General features: G+C 68.8%; 16 protein-coding genes. 12 read left to right on the top strand and 4 right to left on the bottom strand.

Annotated elements, in window-relative coordinates:
* Positions 1-86: 86 nt before the first annotated feature.
* On the bottom strand, positions 87-1,952 hold the full coding sequence (locus FZP69_RS03070; protein ID WP_152039910.1) for a PINc/VapC family ATPase: 1,866 nt from the start codon (positions 1,950-1,952) through the stop codon (positions 87-89).
* A 238-nt stretch (positions 1,953-2,190) separates the two neighbouring features.
* Here FZP69_RS03070 and FZP69_RS03065 point away from each other — a divergent pair, with 238 nt between their 5' ends.
* The 7 genes from FZP69_RS03065 (at position 2,191) to FZP69_RS03035 (ending at position 11,863) form a co-directional block, all read left to right on the top strand.
* Complete coding sequence (locus FZP69_RS03065; protein WP_152039909.1) at positions 2,191-2,622, top strand: hypothetical protein; 432 nt, start codon at positions 2,191-2,193, stop codon at positions 2,620-2,622.
* 82 nt (positions 2,623-2,704) lie between these two features.
* A complete protein-coding gene (locus FZP69_RS03060; protein ID WP_152039908.1) occupies positions 2,705-5,329 on the top strand; it encodes a PAS domain S-box protein in 2,625 nt (874 codons plus the stop codon).
* 134 nt (positions 5,330-5,463) lie between these two features.
* Complete coding sequence (locus FZP69_RS03055) at positions 5,464-6,576, top strand: M20 family metallopeptidase (RefSeq protein WP_152039907.1); 1,113 nt, start codon at positions 5,464-5,466, stop codon at positions 6,574-6,576.
* Positions 6,577-6,735: 159 nt separating this feature from the next.
* Positions 6,736-8,262: a carboxypeptidase M32 gene (locus FZP69_RS03050; protein WP_152039906.1), complete on the top strand. Its 1,527-nt coding sequence runs from the start codon at positions 6,736-6,738 to the stop codon at positions 8,260-8,262.
* A gap of 173 nt (positions 8,263-8,435) precedes the next feature.
* Positions 8,436-8,621 (top strand): HVO_0416 family zinc finger protein, encoded by a 186-nt coding sequence (locus FZP69_RS03045; RefSeq protein WP_152039905.1) that lies wholly within the window; start codon positions 8,436-8,438, stop codon positions 8,619-8,621.
* A gap of 191 nt (positions 8,622-8,812) precedes the next feature.
* Entirely contained in the window at positions 8,813-10,654 is a 1,842-nt protein-coding gene (locus FZP69_RS03040; RefSeq protein WP_152039904.1) for a UvrD-helicase domain-containing protein, read from the top strand.
* A gap of 12 nt (positions 10,655-10,666) precedes the next feature.
* On the top strand, positions 10,667-11,863 hold the full coding sequence (locus FZP69_RS03035; RefSeq protein WP_152039903.1) for a Xaa-Pro aminopeptidase: 1,197 nt from the start codon (positions 10,667-10,669) through the stop codon (positions 11,861-11,863).
* A gap of 71 nt (positions 11,864-11,934) precedes the next feature.
* Here FZP69_RS03035 and FZP69_RS22330 read toward each other — a convergent pair whose 3' ends face one another.
* Positions 11,935-12,180, bottom strand: coding sequence for a DUF7533 family protein (locus FZP69_RS22330; protein ID WP_192918438.1), 246 nt, complete (start codon positions 12,178-12,180; stop codon positions 11,935-11,937).
* 119 nt (positions 12,181-12,299) lie between these two features.
* Between FZP69_RS22330 and FZP69_RS03025 the strand changes: the two genes are divergently transcribed.
* Entirely contained in the window at positions 12,300-14,129 is a 1,830-nt protein-coding gene (locus FZP69_RS03025) for an SLC13 family permease (RefSeq protein ID WP_152039901.1), read from the top strand.
* A gap of 93 nt (positions 14,130-14,222) precedes the next feature.
* On the opposite strand, the gene FZP69_RS03020 is transcribed toward FZP69_RS03025, so the two are convergent.
* The gene (locus FZP69_RS03020) at positions 14,223-14,906 is read right to left on the bottom strand and encodes a DUF502 domain-containing protein (RefSeq protein WP_152039900.1); all 684 of its coding nucleotides are present in this window, start codon (positions 14,904-14,906) and stop codon (positions 14,223-14,225) included.
* Between the two features lie 185 nt (positions 14,907-15,091).
* Between FZP69_RS03020 and FZP69_RS03015 the strand changes: the two genes are divergently transcribed.
* Positions 15,092-15,712: a riboflavin synthase gene (locus tag FZP69_RS03015; protein WP_152039899.1), complete on the top strand. Its 621-nt coding sequence runs from the start codon at positions 15,092-15,094 to the stop codon at positions 15,710-15,712.
* A 68-nt stretch (positions 15,713-15,780) separates the two neighbouring features.
* Here the strand turns inward: FZP69_RS03015 and FZP69_RS03010 are convergent, their stop codons facing one another.
* The gene (locus tag FZP69_RS03010; protein WP_152039898.1) at positions 15,781-16,791 is read right to left on the bottom strand and encodes a PrsW family intramembrane metalloprotease; all 1,011 of its coding nucleotides are present in this window, start codon (positions 16,789-16,791) and stop codon (positions 15,781-15,783) included.
* Between the two features lie 146 nt (positions 16,792-16,937).
* Between FZP69_RS03010 and FZP69_RS03005 the strand changes: the two genes are divergently transcribed.
* The 3 genes from FZP69_RS03005 to FZP69_RS02995 all read left to right on the top strand — a co-directional run bounded on the left by FZP69_RS03005 (position 16,938) and on the right by FZP69_RS02995 (position 20,297).
* Positions 16,938-17,312 carry a DUF7532 family protein gene (locus FZP69_RS03005; RefSeq protein WP_152039897.1) on the top strand — a complete coding sequence of 125 codons (375 nt, stop codon included), beginning with the start codon at positions 16,938-16,940 and terminating at the stop codon, positions 17,310-17,312.
* On the top strand, positions 17,309-18,700 hold the full coding sequence (locus FZP69_RS03000; protein ID WP_152039896.1) for a DUF402 domain-containing protein: 1,392 nt from the start codon (positions 17,309-17,311) through the stop codon (positions 18,698-18,700). The genes FZP69_RS03005 and FZP69_RS03000 overlap by 4 nt, the downstream gene beginning before the upstream one ends.
* A gap of 262 nt (positions 18,701-18,962) precedes the next feature.
* Positions 18,963-20,297: a TIGR00341 family protein gene (locus FZP69_RS02995; RefSeq protein WP_152039895.1), complete on the top strand. Its 1,335-nt coding sequence runs from the start codon at positions 18,963-18,965 to the stop codon at positions 20,295-20,297.
* Positions 20,298-20,351 lie beyond the last annotated feature (54 nt).

Genomic DNA, 20,351 nt, shown 5'->3' with positions numbered 1-20,351 from the left:
GGCTGTTCGATGTCGACCCGATCGAGACGCCCGAGGTCGGGCACGAGTTCCGAGGAGACCGCTCACGACGGCGGTCGCGAGAGGGCTTACGCCGGAACGACCGTGATCCGCTGTTTCCGGTCGATCGCCTGTTCGAGTTCGTCGGCGATGGCGCTCCCCCTCGAAACCTGGATGTCGCCGCCTCGTCCCACGGTCGCGGTGAAGAGGTAGTCGCCGTCGGCCCGCACCTCGACCGTCTCGCCGACGTGTTCGTCCATCCGGATGACGACGTGGCGCGAGGTGACCTCGGGAGTGACGATTTCGCCCTCGACGCTCCCGCCACTGCCGTGGCCGCCGCCACCGCTCGAACCCGACGCACCCGACGCGCTCTCGGGCTTCTCGTCGTGGGTGCGGACGTCGATGTCGATCCCCAGTCGGTCTTCGACGTCGGAGATGCGGCCGCCGCCCTTGCCGATGACGTAGGAGATGTCGTCGTCGTCGACGTAGACGACGGCCTTGTTCCCCCCCTGTAGCTGGACGTCGACGTGACCGCGGGCGATCGAGCGGATCTCGCGTTCGATCTCCTGACGGGCGAGGCGGTCGACGCCGGAATCGGTCTTTTCACCGTCGGAGAGCGGGACCGTCACGACCTGCCGGTTGAACGTGTAGATCTCGTACTCGGGGCGACCCGTCTCGAAGTCCTTCACCTGGATGACGGGACGGGCGAGGTCCTCCGCGGTGAGCCCCTCGGGGACCTTCACCTCGGTCGTGACGTCGTACACCGTGTCGACGCGACCGGCCTCGATGTACACCACGGTGTCGACGACCTGCGGGATCATCCCGAGTTCGACTCTCCCGACCAGGCGCTGGAGGGCGTCGATCCCCCTCGTCGCGTGGACGACGCCGACCATCCCCACGCCCGCGAGGCGCATGTCGGCGAACACCGAGAAGTCGTTCGTCTTCCGTACCTCGTCGTAGATGGTGTAGTCCGGGCGCACCAGGAGCAGCGAGTCGGCGGTCTTCTCCATCTGCCCGTCGAGCGCGGTGTACTGGGTGATCTCGGGACCGACCTGGAGGTCGCGCGGCTTCTCCATCGTCTTCACCGCGTAGTCGGAGTCGTTGAGGAACTCCGCGACGGCCTGGGCGAACGTGGACTTGCCTGCCCCCGGTGCCCCCGAGATGAGGACGCCACGCTGGCGCTCCCTGAGTCGAGAACGGAGTTCGTCGGCGAACTCGTAGTCGTCGAGTTCGGTCTTGGCGATGGGCCGGACGGCGGTGATCTCGATGCCGTCCGAGAAGGGAGGATGGGCGACCGCGATGCGGAAGTCGCGGAACTGGACGATCTTCATCCCGGGTTCGTCGAGTTCGATGAACCCCTCGGGCGAGGCACGGGCCGAGTTGACGATGTCGTCGGCCCACTCGCTCATCGTCCCCTCGTCCGTGACTTCCTCGCGGATGCGCTCGTAGTGCATCTCGCCGAGCGACCCGCGCTTGGCTTTGGGGCGGATCCCCGTCTTCAGGTGGACGGACATCGTCTCGTCGTCGAACAGGTCCGCGATGATCAGCTCGCCAGAGCCTCTCACCCTGGCTTCGACGACGTCGACGTCGATCTGTTTCGCCCGGGCGACCTCCGCCTGGACGGCGTCGCTGGTGAGCAGCGTCGCGCCGTGGTCGGCCGCGAGGTCGCGGATGAGCGCGTCGACGTCGCCCTCACCCGAGGCCCGCTGTTCCTGGGCACTGGGGCGGCGACCGACGTACTCCAGGTGGATCCGGTCCGCGTCGGCGTACGCCGCGAGCCGTTGCAGTTCCGACAGCCCCTCCCATCCGGTGTCGCGGCCGTCGTTGGCCTGCGACTCGAGCTCGCCGACGACCGCCTCGGGGACGTAGATGGTCGCCCCCTCGTACGATCCGTCGTCGACGCGCTCGGACACGCGGCCGTCGACGACCGCGCTCGTATCCGGCAGAATCTTCATACCTCGGGTTCGACCGGCGGCGGCATAAGGGTGTTCAACTGGGTGCGACGCGGGTGAACGAGACGGGCGGGGTGAGCCGGGCAACGGGACGAATCGGGGCGATGAAGCGAGCGAGACGGACGAAGGTGAATCGGGGGATGAAGCGAACGAGACGGACGAAGGCGAACTGGGTGGGGGATCGGACCGGGTCGCGAAGACGGGCAGAAGACCTACCCGGTTCGTCGTGGTACCTCCTCACATGACCTCGGACGGGGACGAGCCGACCGAAGGATCGAACCACGACCTGACGGAGGTAGCCGACGCGGTCACCGCCGCCGTCCGCCGCGAGTTCGGCGGGGCACTCCGTGCGGTCCTCGTCTACGACACCGACGCGGAGCCGGTGCTCGACGTCCACTACGTCCGCGACGACGTCAGCGCCCGGTACGACTCGCCGGTTCGAGAGGTCGCAGCCGAGGTGGGCCACGACGACGTCTTCGCCTCTATCGACCGTGAGTGGGAGGGCCGCAACCCGCTCGGGCACGTTCGAGGGAGCGTCAGGCTGTTCGCCGACGGCGTCGTCGTGCGAGTCGTCGACGAGCCGGGACGGGGCGTGTCGGCCAGCCTCGACGCCGACGCGTTCCCGGGCGTCCGGTCGTTCCTCGACGCCGTCGACGACTCGCTCGATCCGTGAGAACGTGTCGCCCCCGAAGTAGGTATCAGTTCTGATCTCGGGGGACGAACTTCTTTAGCCGAGGAGAGGTGATCTGCGTCAAATGGTCGGCCGGGGGGAACCGAGCGCCGAGAGGGGCGATTCGGTTCGAATCCTCTACGTGGACGACGAACGCGACTTCGCGACGCTGGCGTCCGAGTTTCTCACCCGCGAGAGTGAGCGATTCGACGTCGTGGTCGAGGAACGGGCGGTCGACGGGCTCGACCGGCTCGCCGCGGAGCCGTTCGACTGCGTCGTCTCGGATTACGACATGCCCGGCATGGACGGACTGGAGTTCCTCGACGCCGTGCGCGAGCGGTTCCCCGACGTCCCGTTCGTACTCGTCACCGGGAAGGGGAGCGAGGAGATCGCGAGCGAGGCGATCTCGGCGGGCGTCACCGACTACCTCCAGAAACGAGGGGGTCGGGAGCGGTACACCATCCTCGCGAACCGGATCCGGAACGCCGTCGCGCAGTCGCGGGCCGAACGGGAGGCGGCACACCACCGCCGGGTGGGAGAGCTCGTCCGCGACGTCATCCGTGCACTCGTCGGCGCCACCTCCCGCGAGGAGATCGAACAGGCGGTGTGTGATCGGATCGCCGCCTCCGAACCCTACCGGTTCGCGTGGATCGGTGAGGTCGACGGGACCGACGAGTCCAGCGGACGGATCGTGCCCCGGACCTCCGCCGGCGTCGACCAGGGGTATCTCGAGGAGATCACGGTCACGACCGACGACAGCCCGACGGGTCGAGGACCGGCGGGGACAGCGATCCGCGAGCGGCGAGTGAGCGTCGCCCAGGACGTTCGAGACGACCCGTCGTTCGCGCCGTGGCGCGACCGGGCGCTCGACCGGGGGTTCCAGTCGGTCGCGGGCGTGCCGCTGGTACACGACGGGGCGACCTACGGCGTGTTAGCCGTCTACGCCGACTGCCCCGACGCGTTCGACGACAGGGAGTGTGTCCTGCTGCGCGACCTGGGCGAGGCGGTCGGGCACGCGATCGACGCCATTCGCGTCCAGAAACACCTCGAACGGCAGTACCAGGACCTCTTCGAGACCGCGCCGGTGATGTACGCCATGACGCGCGAGGAAGACGGCGTCCCGATCGTGAGCGGCTGCAACCAGCGGTTCCTCGAGCGGCTGGGGTACGACCGCGAGGACGTCGTGGGGGTGCCGCTCGCGGAGCTGTACACGGCCGATTCGGCCGCGAAACTGCTCGACGAGGGAGGATTCGCCCGTGCGCTCGGCGGGGAGTTCACCAGCGAGGAACGGCAGCTGGTGACAGCCGACGGCGAGGTCATCGAGACGCTGCTCCGTGCGGTACCCCGGTACGACGCGGACGGCGATCCGGTCGGGACGCTCACGCTCTTCGTCGACGTGACGGAACGACGACGGGCACGGGCGGTGGTGACGCAGGCGGAGGCGATGGAGGCGTCGATGGACGGGATGGCGATCCTCGACGACGACGGGACGTTCGACTACGTCAACGAGGCCCACGCGACGCTGTACGGCTACGTGGACAGCGAGACCCTGGTCGGACGGTCGTGGCGCTGTCTCTACGATCCCGACGAGCGCAGGCGGATCGAGCACGAGGCGTTTCCCGCGGTCGAAGCGGACGGACGGTGGCGGGGGGAGGCCGTCGGGCGACGGGCGGACGGGACGACGTTCCCACAGGAGGTCTCGCTGACGGGGTTACCCAACGGCGGACTGATCTGCGTCGTTCGCGACACGACGGCGCAGAAGGCCGCGAAACGCGAACTCGAGCGACAGAACCGTCGGCTGGAGGAGTTCGCCTCCGTCGTCTCGCACGACCTCCGGGGACCGCTCAACATCGCCCAGGGGAACGTCGGACTCGCCCGGGCGGCCGACGGGGAGCCGACCGAACAGCTCGACACGGCCGAGGCGGCACTCGACCGGATGGAACGGATCGTCGAGGACGTGCTCTCGTTCGCGAGCGGTGGCGACGTCGAGGACCCGGCGACCGTCTCGCTCGAACGGACCGTCGGGGACTGCTGGCGGAGCGACGACGAACGGGTCAGCGTGACCGCCGACCTCCGGTTCGAGGCCGACCGCGACCGCCTCCAGCGACTGTTCGAGAACCTGTTTCGGAATAGCGTGGAACACGGTTCCACGAACAGTCGGCTGGAAGCCGACGACTCCGTCGAGCACGGCTCGACGAGCAACCGGACGGCGACGCGATCCGGTGACAGCGTCGAGCACGGCTCGACGACTCCCCGCTCGCGGGTGCGTGGAGAGAGCGCAGGACACGGCCCTGCGGCCAGTCGGACCCGGTTCGACGAGTCCAGCACCGACGGCGCGACGAACGGGCAGACCACTCACGGGCGCGGGGTCGACGGGGCGGCGGCTGTCGACGTCGAGATCCGCGTCGGGCCGCTGGCGGACGAACCGGGGTTCTTCGTCGAGGACGACGGCTCCGGCATCCCGCCCGACGACCGGGAGCGAGTCTTCGAACCGGGGTACTCGACGGCCTCGTCGGGGACGGGACTGGGGCTCGACATCGTCGGGCGGATCGCCGACGACCACGGGTGGGACGTCCGCGTCACGGAGGGACGCGACGGCGGTGCACGGTTCGAGTTCGTCGGCGTCGACGTCGTCGACCGCGACGAGAGCGGGTCGGTCGACGGCGAGGGGACCACCGACGGCGACGCGGCCGACGAGCGTGGCGACTGAGGCGAGGCACGGCCGCGCGGCGGTTCCGGACGGATCGACTGTCGGTGTCCCGCCCTGCTGGGACGGAACCCCGCACGACCGGCGCGCCGGGGTCGGATAGCCGGAGTTTTCCACGGTCGGCGCGGAGGGGAGCCATGCACACGCCGTCAGCCGAGATCGAAACGGTCACGCGCGACCTCGTCTCGATCCCCAGCCACGACGACGAAGCCACCGCGGGCGACGCGATCGAGCGGTGGCTCCGGGCGGAGACGGACGCCGACGTGACGCGGGACGGGGCGGGGAACGTGATCGCCCGCCGCGGCCCCGACGACCCCGACGTCTCGCTCGCGCTCGTGGGCCACCACGACGTCGTCCCGCCCGCGGCCGCACAGGTCGAGGGCGACGGCGACTACCTCGTCGAGGAGCGCGACGGCCGCCTCTACGGTCGAGGGACGGCCGACATGAAGGGTGCCGTCGCAGCGTCGATGTGTGCGTTCCGGGACGCCTCCGTCACCGGGAGCGACCGGACGCTCCTGTTCGTCTCGTTCGTCGGCGAGGAGCAGGGCGGCGTCGGCGCCCGCGCGGCGCTGGACGAGGGGTTCGACGTCGACTACGCCGTGGTCGGCGAGGGGTCGACTGGCTACTCCGCGCCGGGCGTCACGGACGTCGCCGTGGCTCACAAGGGTCGCCGGGGGAGCACGCTCGTCGCTCGCGGCGAGACGGCCCACGCGAGCGAGCCCGAGTCGGGCGAAAATGCCGTCTACCGCGCCTGCGACGCGGTCGACGTCGTTCGGTCACTCGACTTCCCCGCGAGCGAAGTGCTCGGCTTCGAGCTCGAGGGCAGCGTCGCCGTCACCGAGATCGAGGGCGGGACGGCCTGGAACGTCATCCCCGAGGAGTGTGAGGTGACCGTCGACGAGCGGACCGTCCCGGGCGAGCGCGCACCGCTGGAGCACGTCGAGGCGATCGAGGGCGTGGAGTGGCGCATCGACCAGGACCTCCTCCCGATGGCCTGTGACGACGCCGCGTTCGCCGACCTCGTGCTCGACGCGGCAGCTGCGGCGCAGGAGGGAGAGCCAGAACACGTCGTGAAACCGCACGCCACGGACGCGGGGTGGCTCGCGGACGCGGGAACGACCTGCGTCGTCTGTGGCGCCGCCGAACCGGGCGAGGCGCACACGGCCGAGGAGTCGGTGAGTCTGGCCGTACTGGACCGGTGTTACCGGATCTACCGCGGCGTGGCCGAGTCGATGGCCGACCTCGGGTGACGACGGTCACGAGACGCCGAGAAGGACGATCACGCCGCGGGTCCGACACCGATGAGATCGTCCCACGAGTTCGATACCTGTGAGATCGTCTCACGGATGCGGCACCACACGGAAGCGACGGCCTCGACAATTCATAAGGCCCCGTGCCCTGGGTCCGGTATGGCGACCGAATCCTCCACGGCAGAGACCCCAGACGCCTACGAGACGCTCCTCTCGAAGGTAAAACGGCTCAACAACGTCTCGGCGGCGTCGATGCTCCTCTCGTGGGACCAGCAGGTGATGATGCCCGAGGCGGGTACACCGGCGCGCTCACAGCAGCTGTCGGCGCTCTCCGCAGTCCACCACGACCTGCTCACCGACGACGAGATGGGTGCGCTCCTCGACGATCTCGAATCGCGGGAGCTCTCCTCCGAGCAGGCGGCGGTGGTCCGCGAGGTGCGCCGCGACTACGAGCGGGCCGTCCGCGTCCCGACCGAGCTGGTCGAGCGCATCTCCCAGAAGACGTCCGAGGCGCTGCCCGTCTGGGAACAGGCCAAAGCCGACGACGACTGGGACGCGTTCGCCCCACACGTCGAGGAGCTGGTCGAGCTCAAGCGGCAGTACGCCGAGCACATCGACCCCGACGCCGACCCCTACGCGGTGTTGTTCGCCGACTACGAACCCTGTCTCTCGCTCGACCGGGCCGAGGAAATCCTCACCGAGATCCGCGAGACGCTCGTCCCGATGATCGAGGAGATCCGCGCGTCGGAGACGCCGATCACGACCGACGCCTTCGCCGGGACGTTCGACACCGACACGCAGGAGGCGGTGGCCCGCGAGGCGCTCACGACGCTGGGCTACCCGTGGGAGCGCGGCCGACTCGACACCTCCTCGCACCCCTTCTCGACGGGGACACAGTTCGACGCCCGGGTGACGACCCGGTTCGACGAGTCCGACCCCATCGGCTCGATCACGTCGTCGATTCACGAATTCGGCCACGCGACGTACACGCTCGGGCTCCCGGACGAGGCGTACGCCACCCCGCTGGGCGAACACCGCGGGCTGTCGGTCCACGAGTCGCAGTCGCGGCTGTGGGAGAACCACGTCGGCCGCTCACAGGCGTTCTGGGAGCGGTTCCTCCCCACCATGACGGAGCACTTCCCGGGGCTCGACGGCGTGACGCCGCGGGAGGCGTACGAGTCGGTCAACCAGGTGTACGAGGACAACCTCATCCGGGTGGAGGCGGACGAACTCACCTACCACCTCCACATCGTGCTCCGGTTCGAGATCGAGCGCGCGCTGATCGCGGGCGACCTCTCGGTCGACGAGGTGCCCGCGGTGTGGAACGACAAGATGGAGGAGTATCTGGGGATCCGCCCCGAGACCGACGCCGAGGGCTGTCTGCAGGACATCCACTGGTCGCACGGTTCGTTCGGCTACTTCCCGACGTACTCGCTCGGGAGCGCGATGGCGGCTCAGCTGTTCGACGCGGCCGCCGCCGACCTCGACGACGTCGACGCACGGATCCGGGCGGGTGAGTTCGATCCGCTGCGTGAGTGGCTCCGCGAACACGTCCACCGGCACGGGCAGCGCTACGAGACGAACGATCTCGTGCGCGAGGCCACGGGCGAGGACTTCTCGGCGGCGGCGTTCACCGACTACGTCACGGCGAAGTACGGCGCGCTGTACGACCTCGACTCGGTCTGAGGTCGCTCACGTACGGCCGACTGCGGTCCGTCTCCGACGTACGACACGAACGGGATCGTGCGGAAGGTCTCCCAGACCGTACTCATTCCCAGACAGTACTTCCGTGGAGAACGTGTCAAATATCCCCATGGTAACAGTAAACATAAGTAACGGTATCCCGTATCACGACCTGTATGGCAGCCGAACCCAGCATGAACGACGACGAGTTGTTCGACCAGTTCCTCGCCGAGCGCGGTCACGACACAACACCCGTACGCTGGGATCGATCCTATAACAAGCTCCAGTGCCCCGACTGCGGCGCACTGCACGACACGTCGGCCAGCCAGTGTTCGGTCTGCGGCTGGAACCCGAACACCTGAGGCGGGCGTCGTCGATCGATCACACTCTGCTCCGTTACTCGCCGACGAGCGGTCGCACGGCCGCCACCGACTAGCCGCACAACCGCCGCGACCGGCCGTCCGACAGTGCAGGCCACCACGCCACGTACTGTTCAGCCTGCTGATGCGACGAGGCACGTCGTTTATGAACCAGCGGGGCGTGGACGCGTACAATGAGCGAAGACGTTACCGTGACCCGGCTGTTCGGTGGCCCCGGGAGCGGGAAGACGACCGCCCTCCTCGACCGCGTCGAGACCCTCCTCGAGGAAGACGACATCGAGGTCTCGGACGTGCTCGTCGTGTCGTACACGCGTGCCGCCGCCGCGGAGATCCGCGAACGCCTCGCCGATCGGCTCGACACGACGCCACGCGCGCTGAAAGGCAACGTGAGCACGATGCACGCGAAGGCGTACGAGCTGTTGAACCTCTCGCGTGGCGACGTCGTGGGCGAGAAGGACAAGCAGGCGTTCTGTGAGGAGTACGGCGTCGAGTACGAGGACGAGTACAAGAGCGGCGGACGCCGCACCGCGCGGTCGACGACGCTCGGGAACAAGATCATCGCCACGTCGCAGTGGCTCCAACGAACGAGACGAGACGTCGCCGACTGGTACGACGTCCCCTTCCAGTGGAACGTCGACGAGGTCCGCCTCCCCCCGGAGATCGACCCCAACGCACAGGAGGGCAACAAGTACACCCCGACGTGGCCGTCGAGCGACGACCGCGTCGACATCCCCGAGACCATCCGCGCGTGGCGCTCGTACAAGGGCGACAACGGTCTCGTCGGCTTCGCGGACATGCTCGAGCGCGTGAAGCAGCGCTCGCTCGTCCCACACGTCGACTACCTGGTCATCGACGAGTTCCAGGACATCACCACCCTCCAGTACGACGTGTACGAGGAGTGGAAGCCGCACATGAAGACGGTGCTCATCGCCGGCGACGACGACCAGGTGGTGTACGCGTGGCAGGGTGCCGACCCCGATCTCCTCCTCGACACGCCGCGCAACGAGGACGTCGTCCTCCCGAACTCCTACCGACTCCCCTCCAAGATCCTCAACGTCGTCAACCGGGAGATCCGCCACATCGAGAAGCGCCAGGAGAAGGATCTCAAGCCCCGGAAAGAGGGTGGGAGAGTCGAGGGCGTCTTCAACCCCTCGATGCTCGACCTCGCGCGGAACGTCCGCTACACCGTCGAACAGGACGAGGGGACGGTGATGGTCCTGTTCAGGGCGCGCTACCAGATGTTCCAGTTCATCGACGAGTTCCTCCCGCTGGGGATGCCCTTCTCGGTGATGACCGACCAGCGGATGTGGACCGACCGCCTCGCCGACTACGTCCGCGCCGTCGAGAAACTCGCCGAGGACGACCCGATCACGGGACTGGAAGCGAGACGCCTGGCCGACATGCTTCAGGAGTCGGCGTTCGGCTCGAACGAACGCGACGACCTGTACGACCTCGTCGACGAGGTCGAGGAGGCGTCGGAGACGGACGACCTCGCCGCCATCGAGATCGAATCCGACGAGATCCGGAACCTCGCCCCGTTCGTCCCCGACGGCGCCTCGGCGTCGGACATGGTCCGCAAGGTGACCAGCTTCCAGCGCAAATCCATCTCGGCGTACTTCGACGGGCCGTACCAGGGGATGGACCCCAACCGCGTCCGCCTCGGCACCATCCACTCCGCGAAGGGTCGCGAGGCCGACCACGTGTTCGTCTCGACCGACCTCACCGAGAAGGTGGTCGAGCAGATGGCCGCCTCCGTCTCCGACGACGAACTCGCCGCCCACGGCATCGAGTCGTTCACCTCGACGACGAGCCCGGTGCCCATCCTGACCGACAACGAACGCCGCGTCTTCTACGTCGGGATGTCGCGGGCCCGCGAGCGACTCGTGGTCCTCGAGAACCTCGTCGACGGGGCTCCCACGCTCCCGGTGAGCGTGCTCCTCCACAACGAACTCAGGGACGAGTCCCTGGAGGAACTCCTCGAGGCCGCACAGGAGCCGGCTGCGCCGGAGCCCTGAGGCGCCCGTCGTGTGGACGTGACGCCACTCGAACGCCGCGTTCGGACGAGTCGCGCCGAGCGCGCCCTCCAGCGGGTCCGTGATCGCCTCGACTCGACCGACGCCGTCGCCTTCGTCCACGCCGGCACGGACGCCGACGGTGCCGTCTTCGGGAGCGAGGCCGTCGTCGTCACGCCGGAGCGAGCGGTGTCTCTCGTCGACGACGACCGGCCGGGGGAACCTCCCCGCGACGACCGACTCGCGGTTCGGACGGTGCACGACCCGGCCAGTGCCGTCGCACGGGTCGTCGGCGAGGTGGCCGAGACCGGGACGGTGCTCGCGCCCCGCGGCATCCGTTACGACGCGGCGCTGTTCCTCGAACGAGCGGGGTTCGAGGTCGCGTCGACGACGGCGCTCGCCGAGGCGCGGTCGGTGAAGACGGCCGCCGAAGGAGAAGCCCTCTCGCACGTGGGAGCGGCGACGACGGCCGGCGTCGAGGCCACGGTCGACCTGCTCGCGGGCGCGAGCGTCGCGGCCGACGGGACGCTCCGGGTCGACACGGGCGACGACGACGGCGGGACGAGACGCGAGACCGGAGACGGAACGGACGACGCTGACCCGCTGACGGCGACGCGACTGCGACGACGCGTGGCGGTCACCCTCGCCCGCGCGGGCGTCGACGCGGGCGAGACGCGGGTGTACGGCGCGGGCCCGTCGGAGGGGGCGCTCGTCCGGGACCGACCGATCATGGTCGACTGCCGACCGCGCGGACCGGTGGGGACGCGCGTTCGCGCCACGTGGACCCTCGTCGTCGACGGTGACGGTGGCTGGGAACGCCGGGCCCACGTGGCACTGCGAGCCGCACACGGTTCCGCTCGCGGCCGGCTCGCGGCAGCGCTCGACGGGGAGACGGAGACGGCCGGGAGCGTCGTGACCGAACTGCGCGCGGAGCTGGCGGCGTACGGGTTCGAGGATCCTTCGGTCGCGGTCCACGGCGTCGGCCTCGCCGAGCGGGAACGCCCTCGCGGCGACGATACGATCGAACCGGGCCAGGCGGTCGTCGTCGCCGCGACCGTGACGCGGGCAGCCGACGGAACCGTCGGCGAGGAGCGACGCGCGGACGCGGTGACGTGGGTGGAGACGTACCTCCTCGACGATGGGGTCGAGCGACTCGTGTCGCTTCCGGAGTCGGTGTCGGTCGCGGCGGCGCACCGAGCGGTCGAGCGATGACCGGCGCACGGGACGCGCCGATCGGGTCACTGGAGAGCAGCGACCGTATCACGGACGCCGAGGACGGCGGCTCACTCCTCGTCCTCGTCGGGGACTTTGACCGCCTTACCGACGGCCTTCTCGGCGACGGCGGCGGGGACGTCGGCCGGGGTCGTGAGCCGACGCGGGAGGACGACCATCAGCACGGCGACGACGAGGAGGACGGCCCCGAGGAACGTATTGCCGTCGAGTAGCGTCGTGAGTGCGAAGACCCCGAGCGGAAGGGCGAAGACGAGACTCGCCGCCAGCGTGATCGACTCCGTGATACCCATCGCCATGAGGGCGGCTTGGCGAGCAGGGGGTAAAAACGCGGCGTCTCGACGGTTCGTGACACGGACTGCGGCTTCCTCGACCGGGCGAACAGCTAAGCCACGTCCCCCAGAGAGGGGCACACGAGATGATCCTAGGGCTCCCGGTGGAGACGGCACTGGTGTTCGGACTCATCGCCGTGACGGTGCTGCTGTTCGTGAGCGAAGTGGTCTCGCCGGACATCGTCGCCATCGGGCTCGTCGTCGTGCTCGTCGTCCTCGGGCCGTGGACGGGGATCTCACCTCAGGAGGGACTGTCCGGCTTCTCGAACACGGCGACGGTGACGATCCTGGCGATGTACATCCTCTCGAAGGGCATCCAAGAGACGGGGGTCGTCCGTCGACTCGGCGCGGAGGTCGCCCACGTCACCCGCGGCAGCGAGAACCGGCTCCTCGTGGCGATCGTCGGGCTCACGGGCCCCATCGCGGGCGTCATCAACAACACGCCGGTCGTCGCGGTGTTCATCCCGATGGTGACGGATCTGGCCGAGGAGGCGGGGGTGTCGCCGTCGAAACTGCTCCTGCCGCTGTCGTACGCGTCGATGCTCGGCGGGACGCTGACGCTCATCGGGACGGCGGGAAACCTCGTGGCGAGCGACCTCTCGGCGTCGCTCATCGATCACCCGTTCGGCATGTTCGAGTTCACCGCGCTCGGCGCCGTGGTGCTCGTCGTCGGGAGTGCCTACCTGCTCACCGTCGGGAAGGCGCTCACCCCGGCGCGGGTGAAGCCCGGCGGGCGCACGGAGCAGTACGAGGTCGACGAGTACCTCGCGCGCGTCCTCGTCCCGTCGCGGTCGCCGCTCGTCGGCGTCCCCGCCGCCGACGTCGTCACTGACGCCGCACGCGACCTCGACATCGACATCCTCGACGTCGTCCGCGGCGACCAGCACTTCATCGCGGTCGACACCGACCGGGAACTGGAGGCACGCGACATCCTCACGGTCCGCGGCGCACCCGACGAGATCAAGCGGTTCTGTGACCTCGTCGACCTCCGCTACCTCCCCCGGGCGACGGTCGGCGACGACGAACTCGACAACCCCACCGAGGGGACGCTCGTCGAACTGGTCGTCCCGGCGGAGTCGTCGGTCGTCGGCGACACCATCGGCGGGGCACGGATCCGCGAGCGGTACGACGCGACGGTCATCGCCGTTCGCCGCCGGACCGGCGAACTCGTCCGCGAGAACTTCGGCGCGACGCCGATCGAGGCGTACGACTCCCTCCTGATGCAGACGACCGACGAGACCGTCGACTACCTGCTCGAATCGGACGAGTTCGTCGTCACGGGGGAGATCAAAGACCTCGTTCAGCGCGAACGCGAGCGCGAACTCGCTCCGACGACGCTCCCGGCGCTCGTGATCGTCGCCGGGGTCATCGGTCTCGCCGCCGTCGGGGCCGTCCCGATCGTCATCTCGGCGCTCGGCGGCGTCGTGGCGATGGTCGTCACCGGGGTGCTCTCGCCGACGGACGCCTACGACGCGGTCAACTGGAACGTGATCTTCCTCCTCGCGGGCGTGATCCCGCTGGGGCTGGCGATGCAGGAGACCGGCGGCGTCGCGGTCCTCGCCGCGGGGGTCGTCACGCTGTCGACCGTCCTCCCGGCGGTCGCCATGCTGGGAGCCTTCTACCTCCTCACGGGGCTGCTGGCGAACGTCATCACCCCGGTCGCCAGCGTCGTGTTGCTGGTCCCGATCGCGGTCGACACCGCCGGGGGGATCGGCGCGAACCCGTTCGCGTTCGTCCTCGCCGTCACGTTCGCCGCGTCGACCGCGTTCATGACGCCCGTCGGCTACCAGACGAACCTCATGGTGTACGGCCCCGGCGGCTACCGGTTCACCGACTACGTCCGCGTCGGTGCGCCGTTGCAGGCACTGTTGACGGTCGTGACCACGCTCGGCATCGTCGTGCTGTGGGGCGTGTGAGACGTCGTGAGCGAGGGACGGGCTGGTAGACCGGCGGAGGGACCACATCGCTTCAGTCAGACACACACGCTGACCGTCGACCGGCCCGATCCGTCAGCGCTGTGTCGCGAGCGACGCGTCGTCGATGACGCCCGCGGGGAGGTCGTCCTCGATGTCGTCGGCGCTCAGTCCCGTCGTGACGATGATGCGGAATCCGCGTCGGACGCTCATGTCGAGTTCCCACATCTCCTCCTCGGGGACCATCATGAGTTTCCCGACCGTCGGGTTGGGGCTGTGCGGGATGAACACCGTGTAGAGCTCCTCGTCGGTCGCCCGATTGACGCTCTTGGGACTCCCGTTCGTGACGAAGCCGAGCATCCAGTGGCGCTCGCGGGGGTACTCGACGAGGACGACCCGGTCGTAGCTCTCGGTCGACTCCGTGAGCGACTCCGAGACCTGTCGGACGCCGAAGTAGATGGTCCGAACGAGCGGGATGAGCCGGATTCCCCGCTCGAACCCCCCGAAGAGCTGCTGGCCGACGCTCTTCGAGGCGAGATAGCCGACGAATGTGATCGTGAGCGCGATCAGGAGCGCCGAGAGGACCTGTGCGACGAGGACGAGATCACCCGAGTAGTTGAGCGTCGTCGCGAGGAAGGGTTGCACCTGCCGGACGACCGGCCGAATAGTCGTCGTGACCCAGTCGAAGACGAACTGGAGCACGAACAGCGTCACGGCGAGCGGCGCGACGAGAAAGAGTCCCGCGATGAAGCTGTTCCGGAGGCGCGTAGCCAGTGTCATACACACCGTCGCGAGGCAGGTGGCAAAAACGTACGGTCCGGACGAGGACGTGGTGGCTCTGCGGTGACGCGGAGAGGCCGCCACGAGGTCGAACCGACGCTGGCGGTTCCGAAACCGACCGACAATCGGGTGCCACCGGGACACGGGAGGGAAACCCGTTTCCCACCCGACCCCCAACCCCGGGTATGTTCACCGGCATCGTCGAGACGACGGGGACGGTTCGGTCGGTCACGGAGACCGAGGACGGTCGACGACTCCGCGTCTCACACGACTTCGACGACCTCCACCACGGCCAGTCGATCAACGTCAGCGGCGTCTGTCTCACCGTCGAGCGGTTCGACGACGACGCCTTCGAGGTCTTCCTCGCGAGCGAGACCGTCGCCAGGACGTATCTCGGGAGCGTGGTCGACGGCGACGTCGTCAACCTCGAACGCGCGCTCGCCGCCGACGGACGGTTCGACGGTCACCTCGTGCAGGGCCACGTCGACACGACCGCCACGGTCGAAGCGGTCGAGCGCGTCGGGGAGGACTGGCGGTACACGTTCGCACTCCCATCGGAGATCGAGCGGTACGTCGTCGCGAAAGGGTCGGTCGCGCTCGACGGCATCTCGTTGACCGTCGCCGCATGCGACGCCGAGACGTTCGACGTCGCGATCATCCCCACGACGTACGACCTGACGTCGCTCTCCGAGAAGTCCCCCGGCGACCCCGTCCACGTCGAGGTCGACGTCGTGGCGAAGTACGTCGAATCGATGCTCGACGGGTACCTCGAACGCATCGACCGGCCGAGCGACCCGACCGAGTGACGACGGCGGAGTGCTCGAGCAGGGCAGCAAAAACTCAGAAGGGAGCCGACCCGGACGAGACGTCCGCGTCACTCGAACTCGGTACGCTCGGACTGGAGCGTCTCCTCGTGACTCGTGTCGGCGGTGTGGGCGCGCCGGTAGGCGTCGCGGTAGCGTTTGATCTTCCTGATGAGGAACAGCCCGAAGATGCCGTCGAAGAGGATGACGTACGCGAAGAAGGCCGCGAGCCCGGGCAGCCCGGTCACCGCCGCGATGATCCCGGACCCGATGCCGACGGTGGAGTTGTACGTCGCGTGGATGAGCGACGCGATGATGAGCCCCTTGATCACGATAGGGCCAGCGTGAGCGCGGTTGAACTTCGCCAGTCCGAGATAGTAGCCCGCGATGGCCGAGTAGATGACGTGACCGGGCCCCGCCAGCGCGCGAATGGCAGTGATACCGCCGCCCATCCCGATGAGACCGAGCCCCAGATCGATCTCGCCCGTCATTCCGATATTGCGCGTGATGAACAGGGAGTTCTCGATGGTGGCGAAGCCGAGGCCGGCCATCGCGCCGTAGACGGCACCGTCGACGACGGCATCGAACTCGTCGCGGCGGTACGCGTGCAGGCGAACCGCCAGCAGTTTGACGCTCTCCTCGACCGGGCCGACCACGACGAAGAAGAAGGCGACCGAACCGAGGAAGCCGAGCGCCTGGAACGTCGGCTGTGCGACCGAGTTGAGGACGGCCGCGAAGTTCGCGGTCAGCACGCCCAGGAGGAACGTGGCGACCAGCAACGACAGCGGCTCGCTCGTCGTCACGTCGCTGTACCAGACGTACGCCGCGAGTCCGAGCGCCGGAATCGCCGAGAGGAGCGTGAGGACGCCGATCTGTGGATCGGTCAGCGCGGCGAGCCCGCCGATCGCCAGCAGGATCAGAAACGCGAGGAGCACGACGCCGACGCGCGCAGTTCCGACGATGAGCCGGTAGATGGCGACCGCGAGCCCGTCCAGCGACGTCCGTTCCTCCCACGTCGAAACGTCGTAGAGGTCGACACCGTCGTCCGAGGCGGACTGGACGGGGTCAACTCTGTCGCTCATACTCGTAGCAGAGGCGGAGTAGTTTAATGTCTTGTCACCTGTCGCGTGTGGAAGCGAGACACGACCCGCGGACGAGCGAGCGGACCGGTGCCCGACGGCCGAGGCTGAAGCGTTGAAGACCCCTGCGGCCCACGGACGAGTGTAGTATGCACTTCGACCAGCGGACACAGGCGGCGCTCCGCGACGTCGGCCTCTCGCGTTCGGACATCCGGGCGGCCTCGAAGGCGATCGCCGAGGCCGCGAACAGTGACGCGGAGACGCTTGAGGCGTTCTTCGACGGCGGCGGGGCGTTCTACTCGGACATGGAGATGGCCCACAGCGAGGGAGACACGCAGGAACACACCGTCGAGTATCTCGACCTCTATACGCACGGCTCGGAGATCCGCGGCTACCTCCGGTTCGACTCGTGGGGCATCCCCGTCGAGGGCGGGCGACCGCTCACCGAGGAGAAAGTCGAACTCACGCTCGGCGGGACGGTCAACGCCCGCGTCAGGTTCGTTCGGGACCCGACTGCCCTATGACGGCCCGGGTACGAGGCGTCTACGCGACGGCACTCACCCACGTGCTGCTGAGCGGCGGGCACGACGTCGTGCAGGCGTCACCGCCCATCCGTCGCCGATTCGACGCGTCGTTCGACGACGACGACCACGACGTGGCCATCGAGACTACGGACGACCGGCAGGGCGTCGGCGTCTCCGGCGAACCAGAGACTGTCACCGCGGTCGCGGACGATCTACGAGTCGGAACCGACACGTTCGTGTGGTCGTCGCCCACACCCGTGGGGGCCGTGTTCGACGCCCGCGTGGTCGAGACGCGGGGGCGAGGTGCGGTGTGTGAGCTCGGCGACCGAGACGGATACCTCCCGTACGACGCGACCGACGAACACGTCGACGAGGGCGACGACCTCCGGGTACAGGTCCGCACCGACAACCCCCCGTGGCGCGACCGACGGGCCGAACTCGGGACGACGCTGGAGGCGGGGACGGGGCTGGCGACGCTCGTTGCCGGCCGCGAGGGAGTGAGCGTCGACACGCGCGACGACGCCGCGGGACGCGAGCTCGCCGGGATGACAGACCTGCTCGGCGTCGACACGCCTGAAGGGTGGGGCATCCGCTGGCGACACGCCGCGACGGACGCGGACATGGAGACGCTCCGCAGCGCGCTCGAACGAGCAGTCGAACGCGCCGAGGCGCTCGACGCCCACCGCGACGGGTCGGTCGGCGACCCCGGGCGTCGCGTCGCACCCGCGGCGACGGCGTGGGTGTGGTTCGGTCGCGAGTCGCGCTTCGCGCTCGACGACCGCCGACGCGAGGTGACGACGACCATGCCGGGACACCACCGGATCAAGACCACGTCCGACCGGGCGAGCGCTGGCGTCGACTTCGTTGAGGCACTGTGCGCACCCCAAGGCGAGTTCCCGTTCGACGTCGTCACCCGGCAGTTCGGCCCCGTCGAGGGCGACACGGTCGCCATCGGGCACGGCAAGCCCGACGGACGGCTCATCACGCTCGGTCGTGGTGAGGTGGTGGAGCACGACCCCGACGGGACGGTCGCCGTCCGACGCGAACTCAGCGGCGGCGGGACGTACGACGCGCTGGGCGTACCCCGCGAGCGTGGGGACGTCGCGCTCACGAAGTTCCGCGAGGGACGCTGGTGGTATCCGACCGTCTATCGGAGCGCCGACGACGACGTGAAGGGGACGTACGTCAACGTCTGCACGTCCGTCGAGTGCTTTCCGGACACGATACGGTACGTCGACCTCCACGTCGACGTGATCAAACACGCCGACGGGACCGTCGAGCGGGTCGACGACGACGAACTCGACGCGGCGGTCGAGGCGGGCGAGGTGACCGACGAGCTGGCCGAGAAAGCACGGAACGTGGCGACGAGCCTCGAGCAGGCCCTGTGAGTCGACCGTCGCAACCGGGTCGGAACGAGTGAATCGGTGCGCCGACGTGAACGCACCAGGGAGCACGTGTGGCGAACAGGCGGCACGGCGAGCGCACGACGACGCTCGGCGATCGAACGGGCGGGACGGCGTGCCGCACGACCGCGTCACGTCCCGCGACGAGGGGTCAGGACACGGAACGAGTGGCTGCGGCATCGGTGGTAAACCCTCGGACGATCCGACCGGGTGAGGTTATAAGCCTCCAGCGGTGCGACGGGGATTCGTGCGACTCGTCCAGGTCACGGTTCCCGCGGGCAAGCGCGACGCAGTCACCTCGACGCTCGACGACGACGGAGTCGACTACGTCCTCACCGACGAGACCAGCGGGCGGGAGTATACCGCGATCGTCTCGTTCCCGCTCCCGACGGCGGCTGTCGAGCCGATCCTCGACGATCTGCGCGAGGCCGGGCTGGAACGCGACTCGTTCACCGTCGTGATGGACGCGGAGACGGTCATCTCCCGGCGGTTCGAGAAGCTCCAGAAGGAGTACGAGACGAACGAGACCAACGGCGACCGGATCTCCCGCGACGAACTCACCGCCCGGGCACGGGACATGGCGCCGTCGCTCGTGACGTTCGTCGTGATGACGCTCATCAGCACCGTCGTCGCCACGGCTGGGCTGCTCGTCGACTCCCCCGCGGTCGTCGTGGGATCGATGGTGATCGCGCCGCTCATCGGCCCCGCGATGGCGACGAGCGTCGGGACGGTCGTCGACGACGAAGAGCTGTTCGACCGCGGTGTCCGTCTGCAGCTCCTGGGAGGGTTCCTCGCGGTCGCCGGGGCTGCCGTGTTCGCCTTCACGGTCCGGATGACCGGCGTCGTCCCGCTGTCTGCGACCGAGGTGTTCGCCATCGGCGAGGTGCGCGAGCGGCTCTCGCCGGACGTTCTCTCGCTCGCCGTCGCGCTCGGCGCCGGGGTCGCGGGCGCGCTATCGCTCTCGTCGGGGGTGTCGTCGGCGCTCGTCGGCGTCATGATCGCCGCCGCACTCGTGCCACCTACCGCCGTCGTCGGGATCGGTATCGCCTGGGGACAGCCGACGGCCGTCGTCGGCTCGGCGGTCCTAGTGCTGGTGAACTTCGTCGGGATCAACCTCGCCGCACTCGCCGTGCTCTGGCGACAGGGTTACCGCCCCGAGCGGTGGTTCAAGCTGGACGAGGCGCGGGCGGCGACGCTAAAGCGGATCGCTGCCCTCGCCGTCGGGCTGTTGGTACTGTCGTCGTTCCTCGCCGGCGTGACGTACGCGACCTACCGGACCGCGACGTTCGAGGAGGACGCCCGGGCCGCCGTCACCGCCGAGCTCGCGGAGAGCGACGCGCAGCTCAAGCTCCTCTCGATGGACGTCGAGTACGAGGACTTCCCCGTCAGACGACCGACGCGGATCGTCGTCACCGTGGGGCACCCGCTGGAGTCGGACCCGCCGCCGCTGGCCGGGAGACTCCAAGAGCGAGTCCGTGCCACCGCCCGTCCCCCGCCGCTCCCACAGTTACCGGTCGAGACGAACGGGAACGTCGTGGTCGACGTCCGGTACGTCGCGCTCGACGAGTCGGGGAGTGCCTGATCGACACTGCGAGCGAGAGCCCGAAAACAGACCGGAGACGCCGTGAGATAGGTG

Origin of the sequence: Salinigranum salinum, from assembly GCF_009176545.1 — an archaeon.
GTDB lineage: Archaea > Halobacteriota > Halobacteria > Halobacteriales > Haloferacaceae > Salinigranum > Salinigranum salinum.
The sequence above is the reverse complement of the archived record's forward strand: the minus strand, read 5'-3'. Positions and strand labels throughout refer to the sequence as shown.

Coding starts and splice junctions, on each gene's coding strand:
- FZP69_RS03000 (WP_152039896.1), top strand. CDS start 17,309: ATGACGGCCCGGGTACGAGGCGTCTACGCGACGGCACTCACCCACGTG.
- FZP69_RS03050 (WP_152039906.1), top strand. CDS start 6,736: ATGGCGACCGAATCCTCCACGGCAGAGACCCCAGACGCCTACGAGACG.
- FZP69_RS03015 (WP_152039899.1), top strand. CDS start 15,092: ATGTTCACCGGCATCGTCGAGACGACGGGGACGGTTCGGTCGGTCACG.
- FZP69_RS03010 (WP_152039898.1), bottom strand. CDS start 16,791: ATGAGCGACAGAGTTGACCCCGTCCAGTCCGCCTCGGACGACGGTGTC.
- FZP69_RS03055 (WP_152039907.1), top strand. CDS start 5,464: ATGCACACGCCGTCAGCCGAGATCGAAACGGTCACGCGCGACCTCGTC.
- FZP69_RS03020 (WP_152039900.1), bottom strand. CDS start 14,906: ATGACACTGGCTACGCGCCTCCGGAACAGCTTCATCGCGGGACTCTTT.
- FZP69_RS03065 (WP_152039909.1), top strand. CDS start 2,191: ATGACCTCGGACGGGGACGAGCCGACCGAAGGATCGAACCACGACCTG.
- FZP69_RS03060 (WP_152039908.1), top strand. CDS start 2,705: ATGGTCGGCCGGGGGGAACCGAGCGCCGAGAGGGGCGATTCGGTTCGA.
- FZP69_RS03070 (WP_152039910.1), bottom strand. CDS start 1,952: ATGAAGATTCTGCCGGATACGAGCGCGGTCGTCGACGGCCGCGTGTCC.
- FZP69_RS03005 (WP_152039897.1), top strand. CDS start 16,938: ATGCACTTCGACCAGCGGACACAGGCGGCGCTCCGCGACGTCGGCCTC.
- FZP69_RS22330 (WP_192918438.1), bottom strand. CDS start 12,180: ATGGCGATGGGTATCACGGAGTCGATCACGCTGGCGGCGAGTCTCGTC.
- FZP69_RS03025 (WP_152039901.1), top strand. CDS start 12,300: ATGATCCTAGGGCTCCCGGTGGAGACGGCACTGGTGTTCGGACTCATC.
- FZP69_RS03040 (WP_152039904.1), top strand. CDS start 8,813: ATGAGCGAAGACGTTACCGTGACCCGGCTGTTCGGTGGCCCCGGGAGC.
- FZP69_RS03045 (WP_152039905.1), top strand. CDS start 8,436: ATGGCAGCCGAACCCAGCATGAACGACGACGAGTTGTTCGACCAGTTC.